12 protein-coding genes and 1 riboswitch are annotated in these 15207 nt (G+C 48.8%); of the genes, 4 read left to right on the forward strand and 8 right to left on the reverse strand.

The window, feature by feature from the left end; translation table 11 throughout:
• Positions 1 to 130 precede the first annotated feature (130 nt).
• From AC5YBX_RS06570 to AC5YBX_RS06580, 3 genes are all read left to right on the forward strand, one after another.
• Positions 131 to 880, forward strand: coding sequence for an electron transfer flavoprotein subunit beta/FixA family protein (locus tag AC5YBX_RS06570; RefSeq protein ID WP_494519516.1), 750 nt, complete (start codon positions 131 to 133; stop codon positions 878 to 880).
• Positions 880 to 1803: an electron transfer flavoprotein subunit alpha/FixB family protein gene (locus AC5YBX_RS06575; protein WP_494519515.1), complete on the forward strand. Its 924-nt coding sequence runs from the start codon at positions 880 to 882 to the stop codon at positions 1801 to 1803. The genes AC5YBX_RS06570 and AC5YBX_RS06575 overlap by 1 nt, the downstream gene beginning before the upstream one ends.
• 149 nt (positions 1804 to 1952) lie before the next feature.
• A riboswitch (Lysine riboswitch) is annotated at positions 1953 to 2169 on the forward strand.
• Positions 2170 to 2247: 78 nt separating this feature from the next.
• Positions 2248 to 3816: a Na+/H+ antiporter NhaC family protein gene (locus AC5YBX_RS06580; protein ID WP_494524628.1), complete on the forward strand. Its 1569-nt coding sequence runs from the start codon at positions 2248 to 2250 to the stop codon at positions 3814 to 3816.
• Between the two features lie 81 nt (positions 3817 to 3897).
• Here the strand turns inward: AC5YBX_RS06580 and AC5YBX_RS06585 are convergent, their stop codons facing one another.
• Positions 3898 to 6030, reverse strand: coding sequence for a M3 family metallopeptidase (locus tag AC5YBX_RS06585; protein ID WP_494524629.1), 2133 nt, complete (start codon positions 6028 to 6030; stop codon positions 3898 to 3900).
• 269 nt (positions 6031 to 6299) lie between these two features.
• Between AC5YBX_RS06585 and AC5YBX_RS06590 the strand changes: the two genes are divergently transcribed.
• Positions 6300 to 6878 carry a thymidine kinase gene (locus tag AC5YBX_RS06590; RefSeq protein WP_494519512.1) on the forward strand — a complete coding sequence of 193 codons (579 nt, stop codon included), beginning with the start codon at positions 6300 to 6302 and terminating at the stop codon, positions 6876 to 6878.
• A 115-nt stretch (positions 6879 to 6993) separates the two neighbouring features.
• Here the strand turns inward: AC5YBX_RS06590 and AC5YBX_RS06595 are convergent, their stop codons facing one another.
• The 7 genes from AC5YBX_RS06595 to AC5YBX_RS06625 all read right to left on the reverse strand — a co-directional run bounded on the left by AC5YBX_RS06595 (position 6994) and on the right by AC5YBX_RS06625 (position 15160).
• Positions 6994 to 7650: a 3-oxoacid CoA-transferase subunit B gene (locus AC5YBX_RS06595; RefSeq protein WP_494524630.1), complete on the reverse strand. Its 657-nt coding sequence runs from the start codon at positions 7648 to 7650 to the stop codon at positions 6994 to 6996.
• A gap of 11 nt (positions 7651 to 7661) precedes the next feature.
• On the reverse strand, positions 7662 to 8369 hold the full coding sequence (locus tag AC5YBX_RS06600; protein WP_494519510.1) for a CoA transferase subunit A: 708 nt from the start codon (positions 8367 to 8369) through the stop codon (positions 7662 to 7664).
• Positions 8370 to 8437: 68 nt separating this feature from the next.
• Positions 8438 to 9346 (reverse strand): hydroxymethylglutaryl-CoA lyase, encoded by a 909-nt coding sequence (locus AC5YBX_RS06605; protein WP_494524631.1) that lies wholly within the window; start codon positions 9344 to 9346, stop codon positions 8438 to 8440.
• 2 nt (positions 9347 to 9348) lie between these two features.
• Complete coding sequence (locus tag AC5YBX_RS06610) at positions 9349 to 11382, reverse strand: acetyl/propionyl/methylcrotonyl-CoA carboxylase subunit alpha (RefSeq protein ID WP_494524632.1); 2034 nt, start codon at positions 11380 to 11382, stop codon at positions 9349 to 9351.
• 54 nt (positions 11383 to 11436) lie between these two features.
• The gene (locus AC5YBX_RS06615; RefSeq protein ID WP_494524633.1) at positions 11437 to 12243 is read right to left on the reverse strand and encodes an enoyl-CoA hydratase-related protein; all 807 of its coding nucleotides are present in this window, start codon (positions 12241 to 12243) and stop codon (positions 11437 to 11439) included.
• A gap of 45 nt (positions 12244 to 12288) precedes the next feature.
• Positions 12289 to 13896, reverse strand: coding sequence for a carboxyl transferase domain-containing protein (locus AC5YBX_RS06620; protein WP_494524634.1), 1608 nt, complete (start codon positions 13894 to 13896; stop codon positions 12289 to 12291).
• A gap of 94 nt (positions 13897 to 13990) precedes the next feature.
• Positions 13991 to 15160, reverse strand: a complete 1170-nt coding sequence (locus tag AC5YBX_RS06625; protein ID WP_494519505.1) for an isovaleryl-CoA dehydrogenase — start codon at positions 15158 to 15160, stop codon at positions 13991 to 13993.
• Positions 15161 to 15207: the final 47 nt, after the last annotated feature.

The following is a 15207-nucleotide window of genomic DNA, read 5'->3' on the forward strand; positions in this document are numbered from 1 at the left end:
TCTGTTTGTAGATTTCTCGTTGCGTTCTTGTTGACGTTAACGTCAACAGCACGTAAAGTGGCTTAAGTTTGTGATAGTTTTGCTATGCACTTTTTTATTCAACATAAAAAGATGGTAAGAAGGAAGCCTTATGAAAGTATTGGTGCCAGTTAAACGCGTCGTCGATGCCAATGTGAAAGTCAGGGTGAATGCTGACAATAGCAATGTCGATACCGCAAATCTTAAAATGGCGATTAACCCATTTTGTGAAATTGCTGTAGAAGAAGCGGTTCGGTTAAAAGAAGCGGGTATTGTCACTGAAATCGTCGTGGCAACCATAGGCCCTAAGGCTGCACAAGAGCAATTGCGCACCGCTATGGCGTTAGGCGCTGATCGTGGTGTGCATGTGGAAACCGACGAAGCACTTGAACCGCTGTCGATTGCCAAGTTACTCAATGCGATTCAGACTCAAGAGCAAGCACAGCTTATTTTACTGGGCAAGCAATCTATTGATGGCGATAACAATCAGACAGGTCAGATGCTGGCAGCATTGGCAGGTATGCCACAAGCGACTTTTGCTTCTGAGGTGAAGGTTGAGGGAGAAACTGTCTTGGTGACACGTGAAATTGACGGCGGACTACAATCGCTGAAAATGCCACTGCCAGCCATCATTACGACAGATCTACGTTTAAATGAGCCTCGTTACGCCAAATTACCCAATATCATGAAAGCGAAACGTAAACCACTAGAGACAATAACGGTCGAGAGTCTTGGTGTTGAGCTAAAGTCACATCAAACCGTACTAAAAGTCACTCCACCTGCACAGCGTAAGGCGGGCGTGATGGTGGCTTCTGTTGAGGAGCTGGTTGAAAAGCTAAAAAATGAAGCGAAGGTGATCTAATGGCGATTCTAGTAATAGCAGAACATGATAACGCGAGTTTAAAACTAGACACGGCTAAAGTGGTTTCGTGTGCACAACAAATTGGTCGCGATGTAGACTTATTAGTCGCAGGTGAAAACTGTGCACCAGTGGTCGAGGCTGCTAAGCAATTGAGCGGTGTGCGCAGTGTATTAGTGGCAGACAATGCGGCTTATGCCCACGGTATCGCCGAGAACTTAGGGGCACTAGTGGTCTCTATCGCCAACGATTATCAACATATTTTGGCTTCAGCATCGAGTTTAGGTAAAGATGTTTTACCGCGCGTAGCAGCCTTACTTGATGTGTCGCAACTGTCTGAAGTGGTTGAAGTTGTCAGTGAAGATACCTTTGTTCGGCCAATCTATGCAGGCAGTGCCATGGCTACCGTGCAGAGTGTAGATGCCATCAAAGTGATGACGGTGCGCGTGAGTGCATTTGACGCTGTGAGTAATGATGGCGCGGCAGCCGAGCAGACCCTTGGTGGTGTTTTTACCAGTAATGTTGAATTTGTTTCACAAACATTGACCGAATCAGAGCGCCCAGATTTAGGCGCGGCATCGGTTGTGGTGTCGGGCGGTCGTGCAATGGGCAGTGCTGAGAATTTTGCAATGTTAGAGCAACTTGCCGATAAACTGGGGGGGGCTTTAGGGGCATCTCGTGCAGCAGTAGATGCGGGCTATGTGCCTAACGATCTGCAAGTTGGGCAAACCGGTAAGATTGTTGCCCCAGATCTGTACATTGCTGTTGGTATTTCGGGCGCGATTCAACACTTGGCAGGGATGAAAGACTCTAAGGTGATTGTGGCCATCAACAAGGATCCAGAGGCGCCTATTTTCCAAGTGGCCGATTATGGTTTAGAAGCGGATCTGTTTGATGCAGTACCTAAGTTAGTAGAGCTTCTTTAGTAAGTTGTAAACACTTGGTGAATATCTTGGTGTTCATTTAAAACTTAGTGTGATATAGATCACGTTGGCCGGCTTTGAGGTAGCATCCTTAAAGCCGCTTGTGTTTCTATGTGCGTCACGCCTGCCGATAGTGAAATTGGTCAGGCGTCCTGAGACGTAGAGGTGCATTAAATATTAGTAGTATTCGTTAGGGTGATGCCGTACAGCGAATAGGAAAGGATTTAATGCCGAAGTGGTCGAGTTCATCAAAGCTCACTGCTGGGGCTGTCATCGAATAGAGGCAGCACTGCCATAGTGCTTTTTATCCGGAATGATAAAAAGAAGGTATACCGACAACTGGTATCACTATGGAGCGCTACTGATAGGACAGGTGTAATATCTTTTGCTATATCCCACCAGTTCAGTTGCCCTCCATTCGTAATTTAACGAAGACAATATAAAACAATGACGACTTTGAGTTACGCCGATTCGGCGCTTTCCTTGCTGCCCCCTGTGGTGGCTATTTTGCTGGCGATTTTTACTCGTCGAGTATTACTTTCGCTTGGGGTGGGGATCCTACTTGGGGCTGTGCTTATCACCGATTATTCCTTCGGTGACACGGGACAATATCTCGCTAAGCAGGTGACGGGGTTATTTTGGGCCGATGGCGCCCTCAATAGTTGGAATGTCTATCTGCTTGGGTTCCTTATCTTGTTGGGGATGATCACCGCATTGATCACTGTCAGCGGCGCTGCTAAGGCGTTTGCCAATTGGGCACGTCAGCATATTCGCAATAAACGTGATGCTAAGCTATTGACCATGTTTTTAGGTTGCGTGGTATTTATTGACGATTATTTTAATAGCTTAGTTGTCGGCAGCGTGGCAAGGCCGTTAACCGATCGCTATTACATTTCACGCAGTAAATTGGCCTACCTGCTGGATTCGACCGCAGCGCCTATCTGTGTTATCTCACCCGTGTCGAGTTGGGGGGCATATATTATTGCGCTGATTGGCGGCATTTTAACGGCACATGGTTTTGCTGATACAGGGCATCTAAGCGTGTTCATTCAGATGATCCCGATGAACTTCTACGCTATCTTTGCGCTGTTACTCCTATTGTGTGTCGCCTTTATGGGGCTCGATGTTGGCCCGATGCGTCAGCATGAGCTTAACGCCCAAAAAGGTCATCTTTATGATGAGTCTAAAGGATTACCACCTGGAGCCAATAGCGATCTGCCTGAGGCCGATTCGGGGAAAATTTCAGGATTATTTTTACCCATTACCGTACTGGTTGCCGCCACTATCTATTTTATGATCAGCAGCGGTGCCGATGCGTTAACTGCCGAAAATCTGCCATTTACCTTAATTGGCGCCTTTGAAAAGACCGATGTGGCTTCATCACTGTTTTTCGGGGCGATCATTGGCTTGGTGGCCACATTGCTGTTAGTTCTCAGTCAAGGTTTAGATAAATCATTAATCCTTAAAGGGATGATAGTAGGTGCACGTTCTATGTTACCTGCTATCTATATCTTACTGTTTGCTTGGACCATTGCCGGTGTGATTGGTCAGATGGAAACGGGTAAATATATGGCCAGCCTAGCCACAGGTAATATCCCCTTTGCGTTACTGCCTGCGGTATTATTTATTCTGGCCGGATTGACCGCGTTTTCAACGGGGACTAGCTGGGGCACGTTCGGCATCATGTTGCCGATTGCCGCCGATATGGCCATGGGCACGCACACCAATATGATGCTTCCCATGCTGGCTGCAGTATTAGCGGGTGCGGTATTTGGCGATCATTGCTCACCGATCTCCGATACCACTATTTTGTCGTCAACAGGCGCTAATTGTCATCACATTGACCATGTATTAACTCAGCTACCTTACGCGCTTATTGTGGCAGGGATAAGCTTAGGTGGCTATGTGGTGCTCGGCTTTACCGAATCGCTGGCTGCAGGCTTAGGTGCCAGTAGTGTGCTGTTTGTGATAAGTGTGGTTGTACTTCGCTATCAAGCTGCTAAACCAACGATATAATCATGAGCCGCTAAGGCGAAATCAGTGATAAAAAATGCCGCTAATCATAGCGGCATTTTTATGGGCGTTGCATGAGTTGCTTTAGTTTAAACCGCGTCGCTTAAGTAGCGCTTCTGTGGTAGGCGCTTGCCCACGGAATGCTTTGTAGGCTTCCATCGGTGGCACGCTGTTGCCCACTTCGCGTATCGTCTTGCGGTACTTCATGCCAATGTCGCGATTTAGACCACCTTGGGTCTGTACATAAGCAAAAGCATCTGCCGCTAAGATCTCACTCCACATGTAGGCATAATAGCTAGCTGAATATCCACCTGGGAAGGCATGAGCAAAATAAGTGGATTTGTAACGTGGTGGAACGGCAGCGATATTGATGCCATGTTTTTCCAGCGCTTTAGCTTCGAAACTCGCTACATCTTGTAATGGTGCGTCTGCAGGTAGTGAATGCCACTCTAAATCTACTAATGCGGCTGCCATATACTCCAGCGTATCGAAACCTTGATTGAAGCTGCGTGATTTAAGTAATTTCTGCAGCAGTTCATCAGGGATCACTTCACCTGTCTCATAGTGTTTAGCATAGTTAGCTAACACTTTTGGATGGGCAGCCCAATCTTCTTCGAAGGTTGATGGGAACTCGACAAAATCACGCGAGACCGCAGTGCCTGAAAGGCTAGGGTAGGTGACCTTAGAGAACATGCCATGAGTACCATGGCCCAATTCGTGGAACATAGTGGTCACTTCATCGTAGCTCACAAAAGTGGCTTCACCCTCTGGTGCCTTTTTGATGTTCATCACGTTAACGACAACCGGCTTACTGTTGAGCAGTTTTGATTGCGCTACAAATGAGCTCATCCATGCACCGCCACGCTTACCTTCACGGGCAAAGTAATCGCCGTAGAAAATAGCCATCGAAGTCCCATCGGCATCAAACATCTCATAGGCTTTTACATCTTCATGATACACAGGAAGATCGGGGCGCGGCTTAAAGGTGACGCCGTAAAGCGATTCAAGCGTGAAAAATACGCCGTCAGTCAATACTCGATTGAACTCGAAATAAGGCTTGATAGAGCTTTCATCAAGATTAAACTTTTCTTGACGTACCTTTTCGGCGTAAAAGGCCCAATCCCATGGCGCTAGAGTAAAATCGCCACCGGTTTTATTGATCATCGCCTGAATATCGTCGGCTTCTTTTTGAGTGTTAGCGACAACAGCTGGCACCATAGAGCCAAACATTTGGTAAACCGCTTCGGGATTTTTAGCCATTTGCGGTGCTAGGCGATAGTCAGCCCAGCTCTTGTAACCTAGCAACTCAGCGCGTTCGGCGCGAAGTTGTGCGAGGCGAGCAACAAGTGAAGCGGTTTCGTTTTCACCACTCATCCCTCGAGTTGATGAGGCTTGCCATACTCGTTGGCGTAACTGACGGTTTTCAAGTTTAGCTAATACAGGTTGGCGCGTAGTATTGGTGATACTAAGCAGGTATTTACCTTCATGGCCTTGAGCCGCTGCATCGGCTTTAGCAGCGCGAATTTCACTGTCAGACAAGCCCGCTAATTGATTGACATCATCAATAACCACCGCAATCTCTTTGGTCAGGCGCATTAGGCGCTGGCTAAATTCATTGGTCAGTGTCGATTGTTCTTCATTTAAGACGCGAATTTTTGCTTTTTGCTCATCGGTCAATTTGGCACCAGCCATCACAAAGCGTTGGTGATAAACCTCGATAAGACGCACTTCTTCATTCGTCAAACCTAAGCTATTGCGCTGTTGATAGAGACTATCGATACGGGCAAATAATGGCGCGTTAAGGTGAATATTATCGGAATGAGCGGCCATTTTAGGCGCCATTTCACCTTGGATTTTGCGCAGTGTTGGGTTGCTATCTGTACCCGCCAAGTTATAGAACACCTTTGAAGCACGGTTCAGCAGTTCGCCACTGGTTTCTAATGCAACTATGGTGTTTTCAAATGTCGGCGCCGCGCTATTATTGGCAATCGTGAGTACTTGTTGATAATGCTCTTTGATACCTTGATCTAGTGCGGGCTGAAAATGTTCATCTTTGATGATGTTAAAATCGGGCGCTTGGTATTGCAGCGAACTGGCTTGCATTAATGGGTTTTGAATTTGCACCGCTGCGGCAGCAGGCGCTTGAGTTTCATTGAGTGAGCAGCCTGTAAGGGCAATGGTGGCCGCGATTGACGCAGCAAGTAATGTTTTGCGCATGTTTATAAAAACCTTCAATTGTTGTTTTGTTATTATTTATACACGTCCAACGTAGCAAAGCTGGGTTAAAATTGTCTGAAATGACGATAAGTTTGCTAAGTTGTTTTACTCAAATGTAATGGGCAACAATACCATTATTTGGCTTTGCGAGGGAAGAGTCTGGGATGTTTTCTAGCTCACAAGAGCGCAAATTGGGTTAGTTTATAGCTACGAAACACGATTAATTAGTGTTAAAATCTGCGCTCAAAATAATCATAGGAATAACTCAGTTGGCGCAGCTCTATTTTTACTACTCTGCGATGAACGCAGGTAAGTCGACCTCTTTACTTCAGTCATCTTATAATTATCGCGAGCGCGGTATGCACACTTTGGTGATGACAGCGTCGATTGACGATCGCTATGGCATTGGTAAAGTGGCGTCACGTATCGGGATTGAAACTGACGCTCAAGTGTTCAGTGCTAGCGATAATTTATCCTCGATGATAATGAGCGCCCATCAAGAACAACATTTACACTGTATCTTAATCGACGAATCACAGTTTCTCAGTAAAGAGCAGGTAAAGCAGTTAACCTATGTGGTGGATATTTTAGATATTCCCGTTCTGTGTTATGGCCTGAAAACCGATTTCCAAGGTGAGTTATTTAGTGGTAGCCAATATTTGCTTGCCTGGGCCGATAAGTTAGTCGAGTTAAAAACCATTTGTCATTGTGGTCGTAAGGCCAATATGGTGGTGCGCCTAGATGGTGAAGGTAAACCAATGAAAGAGGGTGAACAGGTGGCTATTGGTGGTAACGAAAGTTATGAGTCTGTATGCCGTAAACACTTTCGCGAGTTTTTGTGGGACTAATCAGTTTCACTGATCCAGCACTCATAAAAAGGTTACCTCGTGAGGTAACCTTTTTTGTAGGGGATTTTAAGCTGTAACACTTAGACCTGTAACTCTTAGAGTAGGCATTTAGATCCTAAAACACCATCTCAGGTACATGCTCTGGCACGATTAGCTTACCCGCCGTTTTCTCAATGATCTCTTCGACACTCACCCCTGGTGCGCGCTCCAGTAGATGGAAGGCGTCATCTTTAATCTCGACAAAAGCCAAATCGGTCAATACCCGTTTAATACAGCCATAACCGGTGAGCGGTAGCTCGCATTTAGGCAGTAACTTTGAGTTACCGTATTTGTCGGCATGCATCATGGTGACGATGATATTGTCCGCGCCAGCCACTAAATCCATGGCACCGCCCATGCCTTTGATTAGTTTGCCTGGGATCATCCAAGAGGCGATTGAGCCATTAACATCGACTTCAAAAGCGCCAAGCACGGTTAGATCCACATGACCGCCACGGATCATCGCAAAGCTCTCGGCCGATGAAAAAAAAGATGCGCCCGGTACTGCCGTTACCGTTTGTTTACCCGCATTAATTAGATCCGCATCTATGGTCTCTTCCGTTGGGAATTCGCCCATGCCAAGCAGGCCGTTTTCCGATTGCAGCATCACTGCCATCCCATCGGGAATATAGTTAGCGACTAAGGTGGGAATACCAATGCCTAAATTGACGTAAAAGCCATCTTGTAGCTCTTGGGAAACACGTTGTGCTATTTGTTCTCTTGATAACGCCATGGTGTTTCCTCCTATTTAGTGGCTGCTTTGACGGTACGTTGCTCGATGCGCTTCTCGAACGTGCCTTGGATCACGCGATCGACATAGATACCTGGGGTATGGATATGATCTGGGTCGAGTTCCCCCGGCTCAACGATATGCTCGGCTTCTACTACGGTAATCTTACCTGCGGTGGCCATCATAGGGTTGAAGTTAGCGGCGGTTTTACGGAACACCAAGTTACCCATGGTATCGGCTTTCCAGGCGCGGACTAAGGCAAAATCAGCTTTCAGTGCTGGCTCTAGTACATAGTGACGGCCATCGATTTCGCGTGTTTCTTTGCCTTCAGCGACGGGGGTACCATAACCTGTGGCGGTAAAGAATGCGGGGATACCTGCGCCGCCCGCGCGGATTTTTTCCGCTAATGTACCTTGAGGCGTCAAGATAACATTGAGTTCGCCAGAGAGCATCTGCTGCTCAAAAGTGGCGTTTTCACCCACATAAGAGGCGATCATGGTGCTGATCTGACGGCTCTTGAGTAGCAAGCCTAAACCAAAGTCATCGACGCCAGCGTTGTTTGAAATCGCAGTGAGTCCAGTCGTGCCCATTTTAACCATTTGAGCAATGAGTCCTTCAGGAATACCACACAATCCAAATCCACCGACCATGACGGTCATGTTGTCTTCAAGGCCGTGTAATGCTGCTTCGTAGCTGCTAACCAGCTTATTGAGTCCTGCCATTATTATTATCTCCTGTGAGAGGTGCTAGGCTAGGCGCCGAGCATCTTTTCTTCTAGTCGCGCCTTAAGTTATTCGGTCAGCGCGAGGGCTACTTTTGCGCCACTGGTTCTGCCCAGCGCTCGGCTAATCGTATTGCCCGCCTCTATTAAGCTTGGTAAATCAACGCCTGTTTCTATGCCTAAACCGTGCAGCATGTAAACCAGATCTTCTGTCGCCAAGTTACCCGATGCGCCTTTGGCATAAGGGCATCCCCCCAGACCTGCGACCGAGCTGTCGATAACGCTTACGCCCGTTTCTAAACAGGCGAGAATATTAGCCAGTGCTTGGCCATAAGTATCATGAAAATGCAGCGCCAGTTTATCTATGGGGACTTTCTGCGCTACCGCCTCCACCATTTTACGGGCGTTAACTGGCGTGCCAACACCGATAGTGTCGCCGAGTGAGATCTCATAGCAGCCCATTTTGTAAAGAAGTTCTGCCACTCTCGCGACTTCACTTACGGCAATATCACCTTCATAGGGACAGCCTAGAACACAAGATACATAGCCGCGTACGGCGATGTTTTTGGCTTTAGCAGCCTCTATCACTGGGATAAAACGCTCGATAGACTCTTCAATTGAACAGTTGATATTACGCTGGCTGAAGCTCTGTGAAGCGGCGCCAAAGATGGCCACTTCGTCTGCGCCAGCGTCAAGCGCAAGTTCCAGCCCTTTTAAATTGGGTGTAAGCGCGCTGTAGACTACGCCACTGCGTTTATTGAGCTGCTTAAAAATATCCGCTGAATCGGCCATTTGCGGCACCCATTTCGGTGATACAAAGCTGCCCGCCTCGATGCGTTTTAGCCCAGCCACGGCTAACTGGTCGATAAGGATAAGCTTGTCAGCCGTAGTGACTGCTTGCTCGTTTTGCAGGCCATCGCGGGCGCCAACCTCAAAAAGGCTTACCTTACTTGGGTATCTGCCAAGGCTAGTGGACATGATTAAGCCTCCTCACTAGCGCTGACATCGGCAAGCACTGCGCCATCGCTGACCAGCTCGCCAGGCTCAAAGAAGAAGGCGGTAACTGTGCCATTAAACGGTGCTTCTATGGTGTATTCCATCTTCATCGCTTCCACCACCATTAAGCCTTGGCCTTGTTCAACCTTATCGCCTACTGCAACAAGATGGGTCACGATAGTGCCATTCATGGGGGCTTTAAGTTTATCTTCGATGCTACCTTGGTCTTCAACAATTTCAGTTTGAATCGCGCGGTAATGATAGCTGCCAGAGGGTAAAAACAGCGTAAAATCATCACCTTCTCGGCTCACAGGGATCTTGCTCTTATGACCATTAATCTCCGCGTGCAGCAGATCTTGTTTAAGCTCACCGCTGAGCGTCAGTGTTTGATCGTTAAAATTGAGATAATAACTATCACCCACTTGGCTGAGGGTTAAGTGCTGTATTTGATGTTGGTCGTCCAGCAGGGTGAGCTGGTGAACACCGCTGCGGTTAAGCCTAAAACCACTCACTTGGCCCCAAGGAGAGTAGGGATCATTGCTATTGGTGGCGGTGAGTTTTGCCAGCTCTTTTTGGGCACAAAGGTGGTATAGGGCAGCAAAGGCGAGGGCGCTATTTTGCTCTTTGCTGCTCTCAGCATCTAAGTTAGTACCAATTAAGGTGTCACCGTAACGCTCTATAAAATCGGTGCTAAAGTTGGCATCACTAAAGGCTTGATGTTCGGTGATATTCGCTAAGAACTCGATATTATGTTTCAGACCGCTAATTTGATAAGACTCAAGTGCGTGCACTAAGCGTTGCAGTGCCCGTGGACGAGACTCGTCCCATACAATTAATTTCGCGATCATGGGGTCGTAAAAGTTACTGATCACATCGTTTTCACGAATGCCTGAGTCGATACGCACATAGCGGCTTTGCTCGGGCTCGCGCAAGAAGTTCAGCTTACCGCTAGCAGGTAAAAACGCATTTTGCGGATCTTCGGCGTAAATACGCGCTTCAAACGAGTGACCGTGAATACGCACTTCATCTTGCTTCAGTGGTAACTCACTGCCACTGGCCACCATTAGCTGCCATTTGACTAAGTCTTGGCCTGTAACCATCTCGGTGACGGGATGCTCAACCTGCAAGCGGGTATTCATCTCCATAAAATAGAAGCTACTTGCCTCGTCGGTAGCATGGGTGTCGAGTAGAAACTCGACCGTACCGGCGCCGACATAATCAATCGCTTTAGCGGCAGCAACGGCTGCTTCACCCATGGCACGACGAAGGCTGTCCGTTAAACCCGGTGCTGGAGCCTCCTCGACCACTTTTTGGTGGCGACGTTGAATGGAGCAGTCACGGTCGGAGAGGTAGATACAGTTGCCTTGAGTGTCGGCAAACACTTGCACTTCGACATGACGAGGCTGTCTTAAGTAGCGCTCAATCAATAATTTATCGTTACCAAACGAAGATGCCGCTTCACGGCGGGCTGAGTTAATCGCGCCCAGCGCTTCCTTTTCAGACTCGACGATTCGCATCCCTTTACCACCGCCGCCATAGGCCGCTTTGATCAGTTGCGGAAAGCCTATCTCTTTCGAGGCTTGAAGTAAGGTTGCATCACTTTGGTCGTCACCGTGGTAGCCCGGTACTAATGGCACATTGGCTTTTTCCATGATGATCTTAGCCGCACTTTTGCTGCCCATGGCATCGATGGCGTCGGCGCCTGGGCCAATGAAGGCGATGCCAGCTTGTTCACACTGGCGTGCAAAGTAGGCATTTTCAGATAGAAAGCCATAACCCGGATGAACGGCCTGAGCGCCGCTGCGCTTTGCGATCTCTAGGATCAGATCGCCTTTTAGGTATGACTCACTCGGTGCGCTACCGCCTAAGTAGAAAGACTCATCGGCCATCGCCACATGACGCGCGTCTTTATCGGCATCGGAATAGAGGGCGACAGTTTTTACCCCCATGGCATTGGCGGTCTTGATAATGCGACAAGCAATTTCGCCGCGGTTGGCAATCAGTAGTTTAGTAAACATGTTAGCGAACTCCCGCGCTTGGCTTGGCAATAGGGTCATTATTCATTGTGGTGTTCATATCGCTTTCCAATCTGGGCTACGTTTATCGAAAAAGGCATTTAGCCCCTCTTGACCTTCGTCTGATACACGAATACGGGCGATGCGCTCACTGGTGTAGCTCAATGTATCGTCATCGATAACGCCATCTTCTAAGCGTGACAACAAGGTTTTTACCCATGCCATACCTTGTGGGCTATTGCTTAACAGGGCGGCGATAATGGGTGCTTCTGCAGCGTCGAGATCATCAGCTATCTCATGGATAACATTGAGCTTTAACGCTGTTTCTGCATTAAAACGCTCGGCGGTGAGCATGTAGCGGCGTGAGGCGCGTTGCCCCATGGCGCGTACCACGTAAGGGCTGATCACTGCGGGAATTAATCCAAGCTTGACTTCGCTTAGGCAAAAGCTGGCGCGCTCGTTGGCGATCGCGATATCGCTTGCGCAGATAAGGCCTAGTGCGCCACCAAAGGCAGCTCCTTGTACCAGCGCAATAGTCGGTTTAGGGAACTTATCCAATGTATGCATCAAGGTGGCGAGCTCATTGGCATCGGCCAAGTTTTGCTCAAAATCCATCATGGCTTGTTTGCGCATCCAGTTAAGATCGGCGCCAGCGCTAAAGTTTTTGCCATTGGCCTTGAGCACTAAGACTTGGCAATCGTCATTGCGAGCAAAACTATCCAGTGCTGCGATCATCTCGCTAATCATCACCTCATCGAAGGCGTTATGTTTGTCGGCGCGGTTAAGCACCATCTCGCCGACGCCATCGTTTAGGGCGCAGCTGAGGTATTGAAATTGAGTGTCTAGTGTTGTCTTGTCGGTCATGTTTGCATCCTTTGCCTAAGTTAAGAAATCGAAGTTAATGGCCGCTTACATGCGGAACACACCAAACTTGGTTTCTTGAACCGGGGCATTTAAGGCGGCTGACAAGGCTAAGCCGACAACATCGCGTGTTTGCGCAGGATCGATAATGCCATCATCCCAGAGGCGAGCACTGGCATGGTAAGGGTGACCCTCTTGGTCATATTGCTTGACGATTGGCGCGCGAAACGCCGCTTCATCCTCGTTTGACCACTCAACTCCTTTACGAGCGAGTCCATCACGACGAACCGTGGCCAATACGCCAGCCGCTTGTTCACCGCCCATCACAGAGATGCGCGCATTTGGCCACATCCACATCATGGTGGGTTCAAAGGCTCGACCGCACATACCGTAGTTACCCGCGCCGTAGCTGCCGCCAATAATCACGGTAAATTTAGGCACGTTGGCACAAGAGACCGCAGTGACCATCTTGGCGCCGTGTTTGGCGATGCCTTCATGCTCGTACTTTTTACCCACCATAAAGCCGGTGATATTTTGCAAGAACAGCAGCGGTATTTTGCGCTGGCAACAGAGCTCAATAAAGTGAGCGCCTTTTTGCGCCGACTCAGAGAATAAGATGCCGTTGTTGGCCACAATACCCACGGGATAGCCATGAATACGGGCAAAACCGCACACGAGTGTCGCGCCATAGTTAGCCTTGAACTCATCGAAATCTGAGTCATCGACGATACGGGCGATCACCTCTTTGACATCGAATGGCTTCTTCAGATCTGTGCCGACAATGCCGTAGAGCTCATTAATATCAAATTTAGGTGGTTTGGCTGGGCTTAATAAGCTTTCAATCTGTTTGTTGTGATTGAGACGTGTCATGGCTTTACGGGCAAGTTCGAGGGCGTGCTCATCGTTTTGGGCCAAGTGATCGGCAACGCCAGATATTTTGGTGTGTACTTCGGCGCCGCCAAGCTCTTCTGCCGACACCTCTTCACCGGTTGCCGCCTTAACTAATGGTGGGCCAGCCAAGAAGATAGTGCCTTGCTCTTTAACGATAATGGACTCATCGGCCATGGCTGGCACGTAAGCGCCACCTGCGGTGCACAAGCCCATGACCACCGCAATTTGAGGAATGCCTAATGCTGACATCTGTGCTTGGTTATAGAAGATACGCCCAAAATGATCGCGATCGGGGAACACCTCATCTTGACGTGGCAGGTTAGCGCCACCCGAATCGACTAAGTAGATACAGGGCAGGTGGCAACGCTTAGCAATATCTTGCGCGCGCAGATGCTTTTTGACGGTCAGCGGATAGTAGGTGCCGCCTTTAACCGTGGCATCGTTGGCGATCACCATACACTCGACGCCACTGACTCTGCCTATACCGGCGATGATCCCTGCTGCGGGCACCACTTCGTCATACACCTCATAGGCGGCAAATTGGGATATCTCTAAAAACGGCGAGCCAGAGTCGAGTAGCTTCTCGACGCGCTGGCGAGGCGACAATTTGCCGCGAGCAAGATGACGTTCCATAGCGACGGCGCCGCCACCTTGTTCAATTTCAGCGAGTTTGAGCTTGAGATCGGCCACGACACTGGCCATCTGTTGATGTTTGGTTTTGAACTCATCGCTGCGAGGATTGATTCGACTACTCAGTTGCGTCACGTCAATGTTCCTTTTGTAAACTGTGATGGTGTCTGATGAGGCGTTGGCACTCATCAAAGGCCGAGCGATCTCTCGGCCATCAATAAGCGATTAACTATTTAGATTCGTTAAATAGCTCGCGGCCAATTAGCATGCGGCGAATTTCTGAGGTGCCAGCGCCAATTTCATACAACTTAGCATCACGCAGTAGGCGACCCGCAGCATATTCGTTGACATAGCCGTTACCGCCGAGCAGTTGAATCGCATCGAGTGCCATTTTGGTAGCGAGTTCGGCAGAGTAGAGAATCGCGCCTGCGGCGTCTTTGCGAGTCGTCTCACCACGGTCGCAAGATTTAGCGACGTTATAGATATAAGATTTTGCCGCGTTCATGCCGGTATACATGTCGGCCAACTTGCCCTGAACTAGCTGGAACTGGCCGATAGATTTACCAAACTGCTCACGCTCGTGGATGTATGGCACCACGATATCCATACAGGCTGTCATGATCCCAAGTGGGCCACCAGACAAGACCACGCGCTCGTAGTCTAGGCCGCTCATCAGAACTTTTACGCCGTTGTTGAGTCCGCCTAAGATGTTTTCTTCTGGGACTTCACAATCTTCAAAGACCAATTCACAGGTGTTTGAACCGCGCATGCCCAGTTTGTCCAGCTTCTGTGCCTGGCTAAAGCCTTTGGAACCGCGCTCGACGATAAATGCGGTGATCCCGTGGGGGCCTTTATCTAGGTCAGTTTTAGCGTAGATCACATAGGTGTGGGCGTCGGGCCCATTGGTGATCCACATCTTGTTGCCGTTGAGGATATAGCGGTCACCCTCTTTGCGTGCGTGCAGTTTCATTGAAACCACATCAGAACCAGCATTAGGTTCACTCATGGCCAAGGCACCAATATGCTCGCCGCTCACCAGTTTCGGCAGATACTTAGCCTTCTGCTCGGCGTTGCCGTTGCGATTAATTTGGTTAACACACAGGTTAGAGTGCGCGCCATAGCTAAGGCCAATAGACGCCGATGCACGCGAAATCTCTTCCATCGCCACTACGTGGGCGAGATAACCCATGTCGGCGCCGCCGTATTCTTCAGGCACAGTGACGCCTAACAAGCCCATGTCACCCAGCACGGGCCAGAGCTCGTTAGGGAAGGCGTTTTCCTGATCGACTTTAGCGGCGATAGGAGCAATTTCATTGGCGGCGAAACTCTGCACTGCATCACGCAGCATATCGACATCTTCACCGAGACCAAAATTAAGAGAGGAGTAGAGTTGAGTCATTGTTATATCCTACAGGTCTGATTTTTTTATAATTATTTTAGTATGTT

The organism is Shewanella sp. 492, from assembly GCF_059338445.1.